This window comes from Enterovibrio litoreus, assembly GCF_045679545.1.
Classification (GTDB): domain Bacteria; phylum Pseudomonadota; class Gammaproteobacteria; order Enterobacterales; family Vibrionaceae; genus Enterovibrio.
The window spans coordinates 3,121,192-3,138,414 of the sequence record NZ_CP166194.1 but is presented as its reverse complement, the minus strand read 5'-3'; the positions used below and the strand labels follow the sequence as shown (position 1 = coordinate 3,138,414).

15 protein-coding genes are annotated in these 17,223 nt (G+C 49.3%); 8 read left to right on the top strand and 7 right to left on the bottom strand.

Annotated elements, in window-relative coordinates:
* Positions 1 to 35 precede the first annotated feature (35 nt).
* From mreC to tldD, 7 genes are all read left to right on the top strand, one after another.
* Positions 36 to 1,022: a rod shape-determining protein MreC gene (gene mreC, locus AB8599_RS13995; RefSeq protein ID WP_407331506.1), complete on the top strand. Its 987-nt coding sequence runs from the start codon at positions 36 to 38 to the stop codon at positions 1,020 to 1,022.
* Complete coding sequence (gene mreD / locus AB8599_RS13990; protein WP_407331505.1) at positions 1,015 to 1,503, top strand: rod shape-determining protein MreD; 489 nt, start codon at positions 1,015 to 1,017, stop codon at positions 1,501 to 1,503. Before mreC ends, mreD begins: the two co-directional genes overlap by 8 nt.
* Positions 1,504 to 1,515: 12 nt before the next feature.
* On the top strand, positions 1,516 to 2,103 hold the full coding sequence (locus tag AB8599_RS13985; protein ID WP_407331504.1) for a Maf family protein: 588 nt from the start codon (positions 1,516 to 1,518) through the stop codon (positions 2,101 to 2,103).
* Positions 2,100 to 3,569: a ribonuclease G gene (gene rng / locus AB8599_RS13980; RefSeq protein ID WP_407331503.1), complete on the top strand. Its 1,470-nt coding sequence runs from the start codon at positions 2,100 to 2,102 to the stop codon at positions 3,567 to 3,569. The genes AB8599_RS13985 and rng overlap by 4 nt, the downstream gene beginning before the upstream one ends.
* 53 nt (positions 3,570 to 3,622) lie before the next feature.
* A complete protein-coding gene (locus tag AB8599_RS13975; protein WP_407331502.1) occupies positions 3,623 to 7,498 on the top strand; it encodes a YhdP family protein in 3,876 nt (1,291 codons plus the stop codon).
* Positions 7,498 to 8,316: a carbon-nitrogen hydrolase family protein gene (locus AB8599_RS13970; protein ID WP_407331501.1), complete on the top strand. Its 819-nt coding sequence runs from the start codon at positions 7,498 to 7,500 to the stop codon at positions 8,314 to 8,316. The genes AB8599_RS13975 and AB8599_RS13970 overlap by 1 nt, the downstream gene beginning before the upstream one ends.
* An 82-nt stretch (positions 8,317 to 8,398) precedes the next feature.
* Positions 8,399 to 9,844, top strand: coding sequence for a metalloprotease TldD (gene tldD / locus AB8599_RS13965; RefSeq protein WP_407331500.1), 1,446 nt, complete (start codon positions 8,399 to 8,401; stop codon positions 9,842 to 9,844).
* Between the two features lie 101 nt (positions 9,845 to 9,945).
* Here the strand turns inward: tldD and yjgA are convergent, their stop codons facing one another.
* Positions 9,946 to 10,476, bottom strand: a complete 531-nt coding sequence (gene yjgA, locus AB8599_RS13960) for a ribosome biogenesis factor YjgA (protein ID WP_407331499.1) — start codon at positions 10,474 to 10,476, stop codon at positions 9,946 to 9,948.
* Between the two features lie 318 nt (positions 10,477 to 10,794).
* Here yjgA and pmbA point away from each other — a divergent pair, with 318 nt between their 5' ends.
* Positions 10,795 to 12,135: a metalloprotease PmbA gene (gene pmbA / locus AB8599_RS13955; RefSeq protein ID WP_407331498.1), complete on the top strand. Its 1,341-nt coding sequence runs from the start codon at positions 10,795 to 10,797 to the stop codon at positions 12,133 to 12,135.
* A gap of 154 nt (positions 12,136 to 12,289) precedes the next feature.
* On the opposite strand, the gene mgtE is transcribed toward pmbA, so the two are convergent.
* The 6 genes from mgtE to AB8599_RS13925 form a co-directional block, all read right to left on the bottom strand.
* The gene (gene mgtE, locus AB8599_RS13950) at positions 12,290 to 13,657 is read right to left on the bottom strand and encodes a magnesium transporter (RefSeq protein ID WP_407331497.1); all 1,368 of its coding nucleotides are present in this window, start codon (positions 13,655 to 13,657) and stop codon (positions 12,290 to 12,292) included.
* A 130-nt stretch (positions 13,658 to 13,787) separates the two neighbouring features.
* Complete coding sequence (locus AB8599_RS13945) at positions 13,788 to 14,063, bottom strand: HPr family phosphocarrier protein (protein ID WP_407331496.1); 276 nt, start codon at positions 14,061 to 14,063, stop codon at positions 13,788 to 13,790.
* Positions 14,060 to 14,911, bottom strand: a complete 852-nt coding sequence (gene rapZ, locus AB8599_RS13940) for an RNase adapter RapZ (protein ID WP_407331495.1) — start codon at positions 14,909 to 14,911, stop codon at positions 14,060 to 14,062. The genes AB8599_RS13945 and rapZ overlap by 4 nt, the downstream gene beginning before the upstream one ends.
* A 22-nt stretch (positions 14,912 to 14,933) precedes the next feature.
* Positions 14,934 to 15,377, bottom strand: a complete 444-nt coding sequence (gene ptsN, locus AB8599_RS13935) for a PTS IIA-like nitrogen regulatory protein PtsN (protein WP_407331494.1) — start codon at positions 15,375 to 15,377, stop codon at positions 14,934 to 14,936.
* Between the two features lie 2 nt (positions 15,378 to 15,379).
* Positions 15,380 to 15,667: a ribosome hibernation promoting factor gene (gene hpf, locus AB8599_RS13930; RefSeq protein WP_407331493.1), complete on the bottom strand. Its 288-nt coding sequence runs from the start codon at positions 15,665 to 15,667 to the stop codon at positions 15,380 to 15,382.
* 25 nt (positions 15,668 to 15,692) lie between these two features.
* The gene (locus tag AB8599_RS13925; protein WP_407331492.1) at positions 15,693 to 17,168 is read right to left on the bottom strand and encodes an RNA polymerase factor sigma-54; all 1,476 of its coding nucleotides are present in this window, start codon (positions 17,166 to 17,168) and stop codon (positions 15,693 to 15,695) included.
* Positions 17,169 to 17,223 lie beyond the last annotated feature (55 nt).

The following is a 17,223-nucleotide window of genomic DNA, read 5'->3' as shown; positions in this document are numbered from 1 at the left end:
TCGATCAACTAATCGGTTTAGCAGGTTGTAACTGAATGAAACCAATGTTTGGCCGTGGGCCATCTTTACAATTACGCCTGTTTTTCGCTCTTTTGATTTCAGCCAGCCTTATGCTGGCTGATAGTCGTCTTGGTGCTTTCACTAATTTTCGCTATCTGCTCAACTCTCTGGTTGCGCCGCTGCAATATGCGTCGAATGTACCGCGAGATCTTCTTGATAATCTGTTCCGTCAATTTTCGTCTCATCAACAACTTTTGATTGATAACACCCAATTGAAAGAAGAAGTGTTATTGCTTCGTAGCAGCCAATTATTGTTTGAGCAGATGGAGCAGGAGAATCAACGATTGCGTGAGCTTCTTGGTTCGCCGTTTGTGCGAGATGAACGCAAAATGGTGGCAGAAGTGATGGCGGTTGACTCTGATCCTTATAAGCATCAGGTCATGATCGACAAAGGGCGAACAAACGGCGTTTACGAAGGGCAGCCCGTGATCAATGAGCGTGGGATTGTCGGACAGGTTTCCTATGTGGGCGCGCACAATAGCCGTGTGCTGCTGATCACTGACCCTACTCACGCTATTCCTGTTCAGGTTGTGCGTAATGATGTGCGGGTTATCGCCGCAGGTCGTGGGCAAACCGACAACATCCAGCTTGAGAATATTCCAAGCAGTGCAGATATTGAACCGGGCGATATGCTGGTGACATCTGGTTTGGGCGGCGTGTTTCCTGAAGGCTACCCCGTAGCAAAAGTCACCTCGTTCTCGTTTGACAATCGTCGTCCGTTTGCGCAGGTTGATGCTAAGCCCGAAGTGCAATTTGACCGTTTACGCTATTTGCTGTTGGTGTGGCCGAGCAACGTTGAAAAAGGACAAGTGCCGGTTGCTGAAACTGGTGTACTTCCGAATGCAGAAGCTAATTCAGTGTTAGAAAGCGAACAGAAAATGCCAGCGGTTGAAGGACAAGCGCCAAAGGTTGAACAACAAGAGCCTGACACTGATACACAGAAAGAGATAACCAATGGCTAATTCTACGTTTCGCGGTCACGCGCTTATTTGGCTATCGTTTATCGTTGCACTCATTTTGCAGGCCGCCCCTTGGCCAGGCGAACTCGCGCCATTTCGCCCTTCTTGGGTACTGCTCGTCGCGTTTTACTGGGTGCTAGCTCTACCACATCGTGTCAATGTAGGCACGGCTCTGGTGGTTGGTTTGCTGTGGGATTTGATGCTGGGTTCGACACTGGGCGTGCGCGGTTTGATGATGTCGGTACTGGTCTATATTGTCGCGCTTAACTTCCAGATGCTTCGAAACATGTCTTTGTGGCAACAAGCAGCCATTTTGGCCTTGCTGACCTTAGCCGGGAAAGTGTTAGAGTTTTGGGCTGAATATTTGGTGTCCAATGTGCAGTTTGATCCGGCCCAGCTTTGGGCGGGTGTGCTTAACTTCTTATTATGGCCTTGGCTATTTTTATTGCTGCGACGGGTTCGCCGTCAATTTTCGATTCGATAGTTTGGAGAAGCAATGGCAGATATTCAGCTTTACCTTGCGTCTGCCTCACCACGCAGGAAGGCGTTACTTGAACAGCTCTCTGTTCCCTTCTCTGTCCTGAGCGTTGACGTAGAAGAGCAACGACAACCCCATGAAGAAGCGGCGGACTATGTCCGCCGTTTGTCACTTGATAAGGCAACCGCGGGTGTGGCAGTTTCGCCATGTTCACTGCCTGTCTTGGGCTCAGATACCATCGTGGTGTGCGATGGCGAGGTGCTGGAAAAGCCTAGAAACCTCGATGATTCCCGCCGCATGCTGAGCATGCTTTCTGGGCGACAGCATCAGGTCATGACCGCGGTGACGTTGGCAGACAAGAATCAATCTCTGACGACACTGGTCACAACCCATGTCTGGTTTAAGCCACTGTGTGACGAGGAAATCGACGCATACTGGCAAAGTGGCGAGCCTTGCGATAAAGCCGGTAGCTACGCAATCCAAGGGCTGGGTGGCCGTTTCGTCACGCGTATCGACGGCAGTTACCACGCAGTGGTGGGGTTGCCGCTCTATGAAACAGATGCTCTGTTAAATGAATTCAAAAAATTATGTGGTGAATCCCTATGAACGCAGAGTTATTGATCAACGTTACGCCTACGGAAACCCGTGTTGCCATGATTGAAGGCGGTAGCCTTCAGGAAATTCATATTGAGCGTGAAGCGAAGCGCGGTATTGTCGGCAATATATACAAAGGCAAGGTGAGCCGAGTCTTACCGGGCATGCAGGCAGCATTTGTTGATATCGGCCTTGATAAAGCGGCGTTTTTACACGCGTCTGACATTGTTCCTCACACGGAATGTGTGTCTGAAAATGAAAAGCAGCAATTTCAGGTTCGCGATATTTCCGAGCTAGTCCGTCAGGGGCAAGATATCGTGGTGCAGGTGGTGAAAGATCCGTTGGGCACTAAAGGCGCGCGGTTGACCACGGATATTACGCTGCCATCGCGTTATCTGGTCTTTATGCCAGGTGCATCTCATGTTGGTGTTTCTCAGCGCATTGAAAGTGAGCAAGAACGCGATCGCTTGAAGAAAATAGTCGGGCGCTACTGCGACGATTTGGGTGGATTCATTATCCGCACCGCAGCGGAAGGTGCCTCTGATGAAGAAATGAATCAAGATGCCGCTTTCCTCAAGCGTTTATGGAACAAGGTCATTGAGCGTCGCTCGAAGCGACCGTCAAAGTCTATGTTATATGGCGAACTGGGCTTAGCTCAGCGCATTCTACGTGACTTTGTTGGAACGGAACTGAGCATTATCCGTGTTGATTCCCGCACGGGTATGGAAGCGCTACGTGAGTTTACGGAAGAGTTTGTTCCTGAGCTCACTGACAAGCTGGAGTTGTACACGGGCGAGCAGCCTATCTTCGACATGTATGACACAGAGAATGAAATTCAGCGCTCATTGGATCGTAAAGTTGAATTGAAATCTGGCGGCTACATCATCATCGATCAGACCGAAGCAATGACCACCATTGATATCAATACCGGTGCGTTTGTTGGTCGTCGAAACCTCGAAGAGACAATTTTCAATACCAATACTGAAGCGACGAAGGCCATTGCGCGTCAGCTTCGTTTACGTAATCTTGGTGGCATTATCATTATCGATTTCATCGATATGATTTCTGATGAGCACCGTCAGCGTGTGGTGCAGTCCCTTGAGCAAGCACTGCAAAAAGACCGTGTAAAAACCAATATCAATGGTTTTACTCAACTGGGCTTAGTGGAAATGACCCGCAAGCGTACCCGCGAAAGCATAGAACACGTGTTGTGTGGACAGTGTCCAACCTGCGTGGGTCGCGGTTCGGTGAAGACTGTCGAAACGGTATGCTACGAAGTGTTACGTGAAATTACCCGTGTGAACCGTGCCTACGATGCCGACAAATTTGTGGTTTATGCGTCGCCTGCAGTGGGTGAAGCATTGGAAGGCGAAGAGTCTCATGCGGTTGCTGAGCTAGAAGTCTTTATCGGTAAGCAAGTCAAAGTCCATGTTGAACCGCTCTATACCCAAGAGCAGTTTGATGTGGTGATGATGTAGGGATGAGCGTGACCGTTGCGCAGTGAATATCGCATCATGAAGAATTTAGTTAAATGGTGAAGTTTGCCAAGCGATTAGCGGGAATAGTGACTTGGCTGATGGTCATTATGTTAGTCACTGCCGCTGTGTTAACGGCAGCGATGCGCCTTGTGCTGCCTAACTTGGATGCAGCCAAAGCGCCCATTCAACGTTGGGCAAGTGATGCCAGTGGATTCCACGTTGAATTCAGCACATTTAAAGGACACTGGCGCTATCTGGTGCCGTCTTTATCTTTCCACGATTTCTCTCTCTCCCCCACTGAAGGTGGGCAAAAGGTACTGACGGCAAATAGCATCGACATGCAATTCGATCTTTTTGCCAGCCTGCAGCACCGCGAGCCGACGTTTTCCAATGTCAGCATTGATGGCCTTGATGTTGATATTACGCAGCTTCCAGAGCGAAATAATGCCCCAGACGGCAATCTAAAAACACAGCTAGAACGCTTGTTCTTGGTGGGGCTGGGGCAGTTTGCTATTCACAATGCCAGCGTCACGTTAATGTCACCGTCAGACGAGCGCAAAACCATCAACATTGAGTCACTGAGTTGGGACAATCAATCTGGTCAACATCATGTTCAAGGCGTGGTGAGTGTGGTTGGAACATCGCTCAATCAAGTCGATATTCGTGGTGTCTTTACTGAAAATAGTGGTCTTGCATCACTGGATGGTGATTTCTATCTCCGTGCCGAGGATGTCTCTCTTCGTGCTTGGGTCTCTAAGTTCATCAACCCGAACATCACCTTAGCGCAAGCAAAAGTGGCTGGTGAAGCATGGCTGACCGTTGATGACGGCATGCCTACGACGGCGTTAGTTCGCCTGAACGACAGTGCAATGGCGTGGCGCTCTAAAGCGCCAGCGTTGCAAGCGCACGACACGTCGCAGTCGGTCTCGATCTCCAAGGGCTATGTTCTGCTTGAGCGATCAGAAGAAAATGGTTGGCGTGTAGCAACTGAAGATTTGGTGATAAAAACTGGCAAAGTGGTGTGGCCAGAACCTAAGCTGCGAGCTGATATTACTGACAATGCTTGGTCGGTGAATCTCGCAGCCTTGGAGTTATCTTTGCTATTGCCGCTGCGGGAAGTGTTCGCGATTCCGGATAACGTGGAGCAAGCAGTCACATCGCTGTCACCGAGTGGCAAAGCAACAAACGTTCGCATCGCCAAGGCAAAAGATCAGGAGGTTGCTTACTCAGCCAACATTGAAGATGTCGCTTTTCGGCATTGGAGTTATCTGCCTGAGGTTCACAAACTGCAGGTGTCTTTGCTCGGTAAAGGCACTAACGGCAAAGTGACGCTGGCGATGCAAGAAGATACCTTGCCTTATGGTGAATTCTTCCAGGCACCGCTGGCTATTGAGCAAGGTGATGTCGCGCTTTTTTGGGATCTCAACGACGATCGTGTTGTTGTATGGTCGGATAGTGTCGCTGTGCGTTCGCCACATTTAGAAGTGGTGGGGGAGTTCCGACTCGATATCCCGTTTGAGGGAAACAGTTGGTTGGCTTTTTATGCCGAAGCGAGTCTGAATAATGCGGGAGAAACATGGCGCTATTTACCGACGCTGGCTCTCGGTCACGAACTGACGGATTATCTATCATCGGCCATTCGCGGCGGGCAGGCTGATCTTGCGAAGCTGGTTTGGTACGGTGATTTCAGCACCTTTCCTTATCCTGAACACCAAGGTGTCTTCCAAGCATCAGTGCCATTGAAAAATGCACAATTTAGTTTCGATACCCAGTGGCCCACACTGACCGATCTTGATCTCGACTTGTTGTTTCAAAACGATACGCTTTTCTTAGCGGCCAGTAATGTCGGGCTTATGGGGGCACGTGGATATGATCTGAAAGGTGAAATACCAGCGCTCAGTAACCCTGACGGGCTGTTGTTCATCGATGCGAAGGTTGCCTCGAACGGTAAAGACCTGCACGAATACATGCTTGCTACCCCTCTTGTGGATTCTGTGGGTGCTGCGTTAACGCATGTGCAAGTCGCTGGCGACGTAGACGGCGAGATATCGTTGGTTATCCCAATTAATGGGGATGATGTCAGTGTTAAAGGTTCAGCCTCGCTAAGTGACAGTAAAGTGGCGATTGTTAGCCCACAAATCACCTTAAAAGAGGTGAAAGGAAAGATCGAGTTTGATAACGATTTGGTCTGGGCAAAAAGTCTCAAAGCCAATTGGCTCAACCAACCCATCACGGTTGGGTTTAAGGGGGAGTCGGAAGCTGAAAACTATTTGGTCAACATTGATATTGCCGGTAATTGGCAGGCCGATAAGCTTAAAGCTGCGTTGGATTTACCCGATCTTGATTTAATTGAAGGTCGTTCATCATGGGATATTGATGTAGGTATTGCACTGAAAGACATTGGTTTTACCTACGATGTACTTTTGGATGCTGACCTCACCAAAATGGATATCAACCTGCCTGCCCCCTTGGATAAATCCTCATTTATCAAAAGCCACGGTCGTCTTAAAGCATCGGGGAACGGACAAGCCTTGGTGGGACAAATAGAGCTGCCTCAGCTCAAATATCAAGCCGATGTTGATATCAGTGGCGAGAAGCCGACGATAACACGAAGCCGCACATTGATAGGTCAAGGTGAACTATCGCTAAAGCCGCTCTCCGGCAACGCCGTGAGCGTGGACGTCCCTGTGTTGGATGTTGTGGCGTGGAAAGACGCACTTGCCCGCTATCAACAAAGCCAAGTCAGTAAGCAGCAGGTCATGCCGATTAACGTGCCAGCCCCATCACGGGTCAATGTAAAAGCTGAAAAAATATTGGCAGGAGAGGTGGTTTTTAACCAGTTTTCTTTGGCGGCAAGACAGAAAAGTGATGGCTTCCATATTCTGATCGGCAGCGAAGAACTTTCTGGCGATGCATGGTGGGACGAAGACAAGCTGCTGACGGTGTCTATCGAGCACTTGTTCCTCAACATCGATTTAGATGATGACGTCAAGTTGCGAGATTCGACAACCACAAACTCTGTCGCGACAGAGATAGATCGCACCTTGATGGCGAAAATCCCTTCTACGGATCTCGTCATCAATGAATTGTGGCTGCAAGGTTATCGCATTGGTCGTTTGGAATCCCAATTGCTTAAAACGGGTGAGAAATTGACGCTGTCCAAATTCAACTTAGGCAGTGGGAGCACGCAATTAACCGCGAATGGCAACTGGGAAATCACGCCTAAGGGCATCAACAAAAGCAAGCTGACATTTGATATTCAGGGTAAAAACAGCAGCGATTTAATGGGCCGCTTTGCGGTGACTGGCGGCATTCAAGATGCCAGCGTAAAAACCAAAGGCGATCTGCGCTTTGAGGGGGCACCCTGGTCAATGGATATCGCCAGTTTGACTGGCATGTTAGAGACCAAAATAGAGAATGGATACATTAGCGGTGTCGGCGGTGCTGGGCGCTTATTAGGGCTATTTAGCCTTGATTCTATCTTGCGCAAGATGCAACTCGACTTTACCGGCGTATTTGAAGATGGCCTTGCTTTTGATGAGATTAGTGGCAGCGCATCAATCACTAACGGGGTGATTGTCACGGATAATATCCAGATGAAAGCGCTGGCAGGTGATATGTTTATTAAAGGGATCGCGAATCTGGTGAAAAATCAGGTAAATGCCGAAGTGCGATTTATTCCTGATATTGCCTCGGGTATTCCGATATTAACTGCATTCGCCGTCACACCGCAAACAGCGCTCTATGTGCTGGCTGTGACAACGGTTTTGTCGCCAGTGGTGGATGCGTTTACACAAGTTCGATATCAAGTCACCGGGTCAATAGATGAACCCATTGTCAGGGAAGTTTCGCGCATTACTGGCGAAGTGACGTTACCGGAGCAGGCCACAGAGCGCCTGCGTACCGAGCAGCAAGGGAGCAATAAGTAATGACCAAGTTTGGTGTGGTACAAATGAACTCGGGGATAAACGCTGAAGATAACCTTGAAGCGTTGGAAGGTCAGCTTAAGCATTTACGATCACAAGGTGCCCGTCTTATTTTGACGCCCGAAAACGCACTCGTTTTTGGCCGTAAAGAAGACTATGAAAAGTACGCAGAAGAATTGGGCCACGGACCGCTTCAAAAGCGATTGTCAGAGTTAGCCTTTGAGCTCGGCATCTGGTTAGTGATGGGCTCGTTCCCGATCCGTAATCATGATGGCACCTTGAGCACGACCTGTTTAGTGTATGACGATGCAGGAAACCTGCGCGCTTCCTATGAAAAGCTGCACATGTTTGATGTTGATATCGCGGACAATCATCGCAGCTATCGCGAGTCAGATACTTTCCGAGCGGGTGAAAGCCTCGCATTGGTGGATACGCCATACGGCATGCTTGGTCTGTCAATTTGCTATGACATTCGCTTCCCGCAACTCTATTCCGCTCTGCGCCAACGCGGTGCTGACATCATTGTGGTGCCAGCGGCTTTTACCAAGGTAACCGGTGCTGCGCACTGGGAGGTGCTGCTTCGTGCTCGCGCCATTGAAACCCAGTGTTGGGTATTGGCGGCCGCACAATGTGGTGAGCACCAAGGCGGACGCGAAACTTATGGCCACTCGATGATTGTTGATCCGTGGGGGCAAGTTGCGTGTGAGCTGAATGATAAAATTGGCACTGCGTGGGCGGATGTTGATTTGGCGGCCAACAGTGCGATACGAAGCAAAATGCCGTTATTACAGCATGCTCAGTTGCAAAGCGTGATGAAATAGCGCAACCTCAATTCATTATTAATCCGGTAGCGAACATCGCTGCCGGACATTTCTTTTTTCAGCGCTAAAGAGCAATTTATCCATGAGTCTGGAACACGTCGAAGAAACGATGCTGCACTTGTCAGGTGTCAGTAAAAGTCAACTCAGCCAAACGCTGGAGCATCTGGCCGCAAGAAATATTGATTACGGTGATGTCTATTTCCAGTCGTGCTGGCACGAGTCGCTCGTATTGGAAGACAGCATCATCAAAGATGGTTCATTCAACATCGACCGTGGTGTGGGTGTTCGAGCGATCAGCGGTGAAAAAACGGGTTTTGCGTATTCAGACCAAATCAATGCTGATGCCCTAATGCAAAGCGCCACGGCAGCGCGCGGTATTGCTGATAAAGGTGGCAAGCTGAAAGTCTCTGCTTTCGCAAATCGTGCTTACCCGACGATTTATCAAGCCATTGACCCGCTTCAAAGCATGTCTAAGCACGATAAAATTGCGTTGCTAAAAGAAGTGGATGTGTACATTCGCGCGAAAGAGCCGTTGATCCAGGAAGTGTCTGTCAGCATCAGTGGTGTCTACGAGCAAGTTTTGATCGCGGCAACAGACGGTACGTATGCCGCCGATATTCGTCCCTTAGTACGTCTATCGATTAGTGTGCTGGTGGAAAAGGATGGACGTCGTGAGCGTGGTTCTGCAGGTGGCGGTGGCCGATTTGGCTATCAATACTTTGTGTCAGAGGAAGACGGAAAAACAGTGGCGATGCACTACGCCGATGAGGCTGTCCGACAAGCGTTGATCAACCTTCATGCGAAAGCTGCACCTGCGGGCACCATGCCCGTGGTACTTGGTGCAGGTTGGCCGGGCGTCTTGCTTCACGAAGCAGTTGGCCATGGTTTGGAGGGCGACTTTAACCGCAAAGAATCGTCTGTGTTTACCGGACAAATCGGTGAGCAGGTGACATCGACGCTTTGCACTATTGTTGATGACGGCACACTGCAAGACAGACGCGGTTCATTGAACATCGATGATGAGGGAGTGCCGGGCCAATATAACGTGTTGATTGAAAATGGCATCTTGAAAGGCTACATGCAAGATAAGCACAATGCGCATTTGATGGGCGTTGCACCAACAGGTAATGGTCGTCGTGAATCTTACGCGCACCTGCCGATGCCTCGCATGACCAACACTTATATGCTGGGTGGCGAAAGTACACCGGAAGAGATGATCAGCAGCGTGGAATATGGCCTTTATGCACCGAACTTCGGCGGTGGTCAGGTTGATATTACGTCGGGTAAATTTGTGTTCTCTACCAGTGAAGCCTACCTGATTGAAAACGGCAAAGTGACCACGCCAGTGAAAGGGGCAACCTTAATTGGTAGCGGTATTGAAGCGATGCAGCAGATTTCGATGGTGGGTAACGATCTTAAATTGGATCGCGGTGTCGGTGTGTGTGGCAAAGCAGGTCAAAGTGTTCCAGTGGGGGTTGGACAACCAACGCTGAAAATTGATGCGATGACCGTCGGCGGAACAGAATAACCGCCAGATACCGCGCGTGAAGCACAAATAAAAAAACCGGGGATCTCCCGGTTTTTTTATAGATAGCCATGCCACATTGATTCATCGCAAAACAGACGTGCCTATTTATCGGCTTCTGCTTTGAGAGCTCGTAGGATTTTGAAAATCTCACGAGACGCTTTAGGTGGTTTGTTGCTTTCTTGTTCTTTTTTCGCCTGACGAGCCAACTGACGAAGCTTCTGACGATCCGCATTTGGATGCGCATCCATGACTTCATTAATGACTTCATCTCCACCAGCAATCATGCGATCACGCATTTTCTCAAGCTTATGCAGCTCGATGGTTTGCTGATTGTGCTTGTTCTGAAGAAGATCTATCGCCGCTTGAATCGGCTCAATGTCGCGGGTACGCATCATTTTACCGATAAGCTGAAACTGGCGACGTCGTGCTTCTTTTTCAAAGCGTTGTGCGTCCGCAACAGCGGTACGCAGATCGTCGTCCAGTGGGAACTTGGCCAACACTGACGGTTTAAGCTCGACCAGTTGTTGCCCCAGTTTTTGCAATGCTTCCATGTCACGTTTCATCTCGGATTTACTGACCCAGATGATTTCTTCTTCCTCTTCCCAAGGCTCACGTTTGTTCTTACGGCCCATAATTTTTCCCGAGGTTATCGCTTACTTTAGCGCCTTAGTTTATACCAATCTCATCAAATATTCGCTCATTCTTAGCGCTTAAAACTATCGAATATTATGTCATAAGCGTTGATATCAAGGTGTTCAGTCACTTCGGTGGTTGCTCACCCATCGCGATTGTTCGATTGTGGCTGGATGTTGGCGGAGTGCGCGATGTGGATCGCGGAGATTGATTCACGCAGGTAGGCGCAAGAATGTCGAATTTTGCAGGTGTTTTATAAGTACGGTAATGGCTTCGAATGGTATGCTTATTAGCAACACACATCAATTTAAGACTTTATGGACGTGAAACAACAGGTTGCTCAGCAACGTGCTGAGTTAGAAGCTGCGGTCACCCGTGCTTTAGAGCTGGCTGGCAAAAAAGCAGATGCCGCTGAAGTCGCGATCACCAAAACCACGGGGATCAGCGTTGCCACTCGTATGTGCGAAGTGGAAAGCGTCGAGTTTAATAGCGATGGCGCACTGGGTATCACGGTATATCGTGGTCAGCGTAAAGGCAGTGCATCGACGTCTGATCTGTCTGAAAAAGCCATTGCACAAACTGTTGCTGCCGCGTTGGATATTGCCAACTACACGTCAGAAGATCCATTCTCTGGTCCTGCGCCTGCGGAATTGATGGCTTATGATTATCCTGATTTAGATTTGTTCTACCCTGATGAACCTGAACCGGATCATGCAGCGGAAAAAGCGATTGCCGCTGAACGTGCTGCGCTTGATTACGACAAACGCATCAAGTTCAGTGATGGTGCGAGCTACGACAGCCATTATGGTGTACGTGTTTATGGTAACAGCCATGGCATGCTCGGCAGTTATGCATCGAGCCGTCATAGCATTAGCTGTAGCGTGATTGCTGAAGACAGCAAGGGGATGGAGCGTGATTACAGCTATACGGTTTCTCGTGATAAAAGCGAGCTTTGGGCCCCTGAGCGAGTAGGCATCGAAGCGGCACAGCGCACGATTGATCGTATTGAGCCGCGTCGCCTGACGACGCGTACCGTACCTGTTATGTTCTCTGCGGATGTGGCAACAGGGCTGCTTGGTCATCTGGTTGGCGCGATTAGCGGTTCAAGTTTGTATCGTAAATCTTCCTTCCTTCTGGATAAGCTCGGCCATCAAATTTTACCTGAGTGGTTTTCGGTCTATGAACGCCCACACATCCTCAAAGGGATGGCCAGTGCGCCGTTCGATAGTGAAGGCATGATCACCAGAGATCTCGACATCATCAAAGATGGCACGTTACAAACCTACTTGGCGACGAGCTATGCGGCGCGTAAGTTAGGCATGCAACCAACCGGTCACGCAGGTGGTATTCATAACTGGTTTGTGGGTAACACGGGTCAATCTTTTGAACAAATGCTAAAAGAGCTAGGCACAGGTTTGCTGGTCACTGAAGTCATGGGCCAAGGCGTGAACATTGTTACGGGTGACTACTCGCGCGGTGCAGCCGGTTTTTGGGTTGAGAATGGCGAAATCCAATACCCAGTCAGTGAAATTACCATCGCGGGAAACCTTGCGGATATGTATAAGCAGATTGTCGCGGTGGGTGCCGATACAGAGTATCGCAGCCAGATCCAGATGGGGTCGATTTTGATTGAGTCGCTGAAAGTCGGCGGAGAATGATAGGTTAAGGTTTAGCCAAAGCTGTTTCTAGGAAGAGCAGTTCCTAGAAAAAGCAGGGGCTGAGCCTAGGAAAAGAAAAAAAGCGGTTCTGTTTTCAGAAGCCGCTTTTTTTGTATCGAGCTCAGTGCGCTTTTATTCAGATTCTAAGATCTGGTTAAACCAAGAAAATGGTCGCAAGACCTAGGAAGACCGACAAACCAACCATATCTGTAATCGTGGTGAGTGCCATACCGCCAGCAAGAGCGGGGTCTATTTTCATCTTCTTGAGAAAGATGGGAACGGTCACACCGGCGATCCCTGCTACGACTAAGTTGGTCAACATCGCTGCCGCGATAATCGCTCCGAGCATCAGGTTACCCTTCCAAAGCACAACCACACCGCCAATGATACCGGCCCAAATTACGCCGTTTAGCAAGCCAACCAGCGCTTCTTTATTGAGGAGCCAGCGGGTGTTGGAGTCACCAATGTGTCCGACGGCCAAGCCGCGAATAACCAGCGCCACGGTTTGGTTACCTGCAACACCACCCATCGACGGTACAATAGTCATCAAAACGGCAATGGCTGCCATCTGCTCCAGGGTTGCTTCAAATAGGTTGGAAACAGAGGCCGCCGCGAGGGCAGCAAGTACGTTAGCCCCTAGCCAAATGCTACGGCTACGCGTAGATTTGAGTACAGGTGCAAAGGTATCTTCCTCGTCATCCAAGCCTGCCATGCTCATCATGGAGTGCTCGGCGTCTTCACGAATGATATCGACCACGTCATCAATGGTGATACGACCAACAAGGTGTTGATTTTCATCCACCACAGGTGCGGACACCCAGTTTCGGCGTTCAAATAGACTCGCGACCTCACCATCGTCCATATCAACAGGAATAGCTTCGTCCGCGTCTTCCATGATATCGATAATGTCAGTGTCGGGCTGCGTGGTCAGCAGGGCAGTGATAGGCAATGAACCGATAAGATGGCTATTTTCATCTACCACGTAGAGCGTATCGGTTGCCTCTGGCAGAGAGCCTTTCATGCGCAGATAACGCAATACCACATCCACGGTAACGTCAGAGCGAATGGTGACCACGTCGATATTCATCATGCCGCCAGCGGTATCCTCTGGATACGCTAGCGCTTGCTCAACACGGGCACGATCTTGTGCATCCATTTGGGCAAGAACGTCCTGAGAGACGCGATCGGGTAAGCTTCGAAGCAGGTAAGCGACATCATCGGTGTCCATGCCTTCCGTTGCAGCAGCGAGCTGCTCGGGCTGCATGCGAACCATGATGCCGTCTTTTACGTCTTCTGAAAGCTCTTCAAGGATTTCACCTTGCTCTTCAGGGTCGGTAAGTTGCCACAGAACCAAGCGGCTCTTCGGTGGGGAGGCCTCAAGAAGGTGAGCGATATCTTCAGGTTCCATGTCCTCCAATAAGCGACGAACATGGACAAACATACCGTTTTCTAGGGCGCGGCTAACTTCCTGTAAGGTTTGATGCGTCTGACTTGACGCTTCTACTTCGTAATTCTCAGCCATGGAAATGTCCGTGTGACGGCGAGTGGCGCAATGACATGAATATTAACGCAATCTGAACAGGCTGTCCTATGCGTTTTGTTTACGCGAAGCAGAATGGTATAGATGTACTGTCTTTATGGTGAGATTGAATTCAGTTTTCTTCGTCGAAGCCGGCTTCGATGAGCGCAGTAACCGCGTCTAACGCTTGCTGCGCCTGCTGTCCTTCAGCAGAGACGGTGATTTGCTCTCCTTGGCTGGAATCCAGCAAGAGGATGGCCATCACACTGTCTGCGGTGACGGTTTGCTCGTCTTTAGAGATCATCACTTCAGCGTCGAAGCTTTGTGCCATTTCCACCAGTTTGACGGCGGCACGCGCGTGCAATCCTAGTCGGTTTCGAATCAGGACTTCCTTGCTGACGTGATTCATATTTTCCCTTCGAGTGTGCGATGTCTTGTTTGAACTTGATGGTTATTGGCGGCGAAGTAATCTGCCAAAAATTGTGCGATATACACAGAGCGGTGTTGCCCTCCCGTGCAGCCGATGGCCACAGTCAGATAGCTGCGGTTATTTCTCTCAAGCGCAGGTAGCCAAGATTCGAGAAAGCTTTTGATTTGTGCGATGAGAATAGCAACATCTTGCTCAGCAGCGAGGAACATTTTGACAGGCTCATCGAGGCCCGTCAGAGGGCGCAGTGCTGGCTCCCAATGGGGGTTTGGCAAAAAGCGCACATCAAACACAAAATCAGCATCAGACGGCAAGCCATGTTTAAAGCCGAATGATTCAAACACCATGACCAGATCGCGATTGGCTCTGCCTAGCACGAGCCCACGAACCGCTTCGCTCAGATCATGAATGGAATGCTTTGAAGTGTTGATGACTTTATCTGCTCGCTCTTTTAGCGGGGTAAGCAGTAGCTTCTCTTTGTCGATAGCTTGCTCGAGTGACAAGTTGTCACGAGATAGCGGGTGAAGGCGCCTTGTTTCGCTAAAGCGTTTCACCAGTTCGTTGTCATCCGCGTCGAGAAAGAAGATATCGACATCGACGTCATTCGGCAGTTTGGCGAGAGTTTGCGTGATTTCATCGGGATCGGCGGGCATGTTTCGAATATCAATACTGACGGCGATTTGAGAGTCATCGCCATTTTGAGCAGCAACAAACTGAGGGAGCAAAGCAACCGGAAGGTTGTCGACACAGTAATAACCCAGATCTTCTAACACGCGGAGTGCGACTGATTTTCCTGAACCCGAACGGCCACTGACGATTTTCAACTGCATGGTGTATCTATCCCTGATGGCTTTATCCGGTAATGATGTCGTAAAGCTCTTGATCCGAGCTTGCTTGACGCAATTGACGACAAACTTGTCTGTCCCCCAGTTTTTTTGCTATCAAAGACAGGGTCTTCAAGTGCTCTTTGCATTGTTCGTCTGGTACTAAAAGCGCAAACAAGAGATCGACGGGTTGGTTGTCAATAGCATCAAATTCAATGGGTTCTGAACATTGGATTAATACACCGACGGCGTGTTCGCTGTTGAATATACGGCCATGGGGAATGGCGATCCCATTCCCAATACCCGTACTGCCCATTTTTTCTCTGCCCAACATGCACTCGAAGAGTTTTTGTGGGTTTTGATCCAATTCGATGGCAGCGAGTTCGCTGATGATTTCAAGTGCGCGTTTCTTACTTGAACAAAGGACTGCACTTTTGGTGCAGTCCAATTTAAGTACGTCTTTAAGTTCCATGATTAATGGTGATTCATCTTTTCTTTGTGTTTATTTAACTGCTTTGCCAGCTTGTCTGTCAGCGAATCAATGGCAGCGTACATGTTCTCTGAATCTGCTTTTGCGAATATCTCGCCGTTGTTGACGTGCAGGGTTGCTTCGGCAATCTGTTGGAGTTTTTCGACGTTAAGCACAACATGAACGTTATTGATATGATCAAAAAATCGTTCCAGCTTATCAAACTTGGTGTTCACATATTCCCTAAGGGCGTCTGTGATCTCTACGTGGTGGCCGGTGAGATTGATTTGCATAAACATCTTCCTTTTGATTGGACGCCTAGATAAGGCGTTTACGCTGATTTGACGGGGCAATACCCAATGACTCGCGATACTTTGCGATAGTACGCCTTGCGACCTGGATACCTTGCTCCGCCAACAGTGTGGCAATTTTGCTGTCGCTAAGTGGTTTCGCTTGATTCTCTGCTGCGACCAACTTTTTGACTAACGCGCGAATTGCCGTAGAGCTACATTCACCGCCATTGTCAGTACTGACATGGCTTGAGAAGAAGTATTTCAATTCAAAGATACCCCGCGGGGTATGCATGTATTTTTGAGTGGTGACGCGCGAGATGGTGGATTCATGCATTTCCACCGCCATGGCAATGTCATTCAGTACCATGGGTTTCATTGCTTCTTCGCCATACTCAAAGAAATCTTGCTGGTGCTCAACGATGCATCGTGCCACTTTTAGCAAGGTTTCGTTGCGACTTTCCAAACTTTTTATCAACCACTTAGCATCTTGTAAGTGGCTGCGAATGAACTGGCTGTCAGCGGCGCTGCACCCATTTTTAGTGAGCGCTGCGTATTGCTGGTTCACTTTAAGACGCGGCACGCTGTCTGGGTTGATGTTGACAACCCATTTGCCGCGATCTTTGAACACAGATACGTCAGGCACCACATATTCTGCTTCATTGGTGACAATGAGATTGCCTGGACGAGGCTCTAGGGTATGGATGAGCTGCATCACTTCTTTGAGCTCTGGCTCGCGAAGCTTGCTTTCCTTCATAATTTGTCGGAAGTCGCGATTGGCTAACGAATGCATGTGCTCTTTCAACACCATGCGTGCTTCAGCAAGCCATGGCGTATCTTCAGCAAATGCGGCGAGCTGGATCAGCAAGCACTCTTGCAATGAGCGAGATGCAACACCTAGGGGGTCAAATTGTTGAACACGTTTCAGTACGGCTTCAACTTCGTCCAATTCGATGTCGTCATCTTCGGCGCCCATGCTTTCTAAGATGTCTTCGCTAGTTACCGTGAGGTAGCCTTTATCGTCTACTGCATCAATGATAGCGGTAGCAATGGCGAGATCGACTTCAGTAAAAGGGGTGAGCTGGACTTGCCACATGAGGTAATCGTAAAGGGTTTCGGTGGTTTCCCCTTGGTAGACAGGAATGTCATCACCCATAGAGATACCTGTGCTGCCTGTGTTGGCGCTGTACATGTCATCCCATGTGGTATCTACAGGCAGATCTTCTGGCATCTCCTGCTGTTCCATGGCATCGGAGCTGTCTAAAGTGTCCTGCTGGCTTTCGGCAGTGGCACTGATGTTGTCATCACCATCAAATGCCTGCTCCCCCTCGCCAGTGTCAGTATCCGACGACTCGTCCTGCTCTAGGAGAGGGTTAGCTTCCAACGCTTCCTGGATTTCTTGTTGCAGATCGAGCGTCGACAGTTGCAATAGGCGGATCGCCTGTTGCAACTGCGGCGTCATCGCAAGTTGTTGGCCAAGCTTAAGCTGAAGCGAGGGTTTCATAGTGATTCTGGCACCTTTCCTAATTTTATTATTAGTGCATATATTTTGGAGTGGT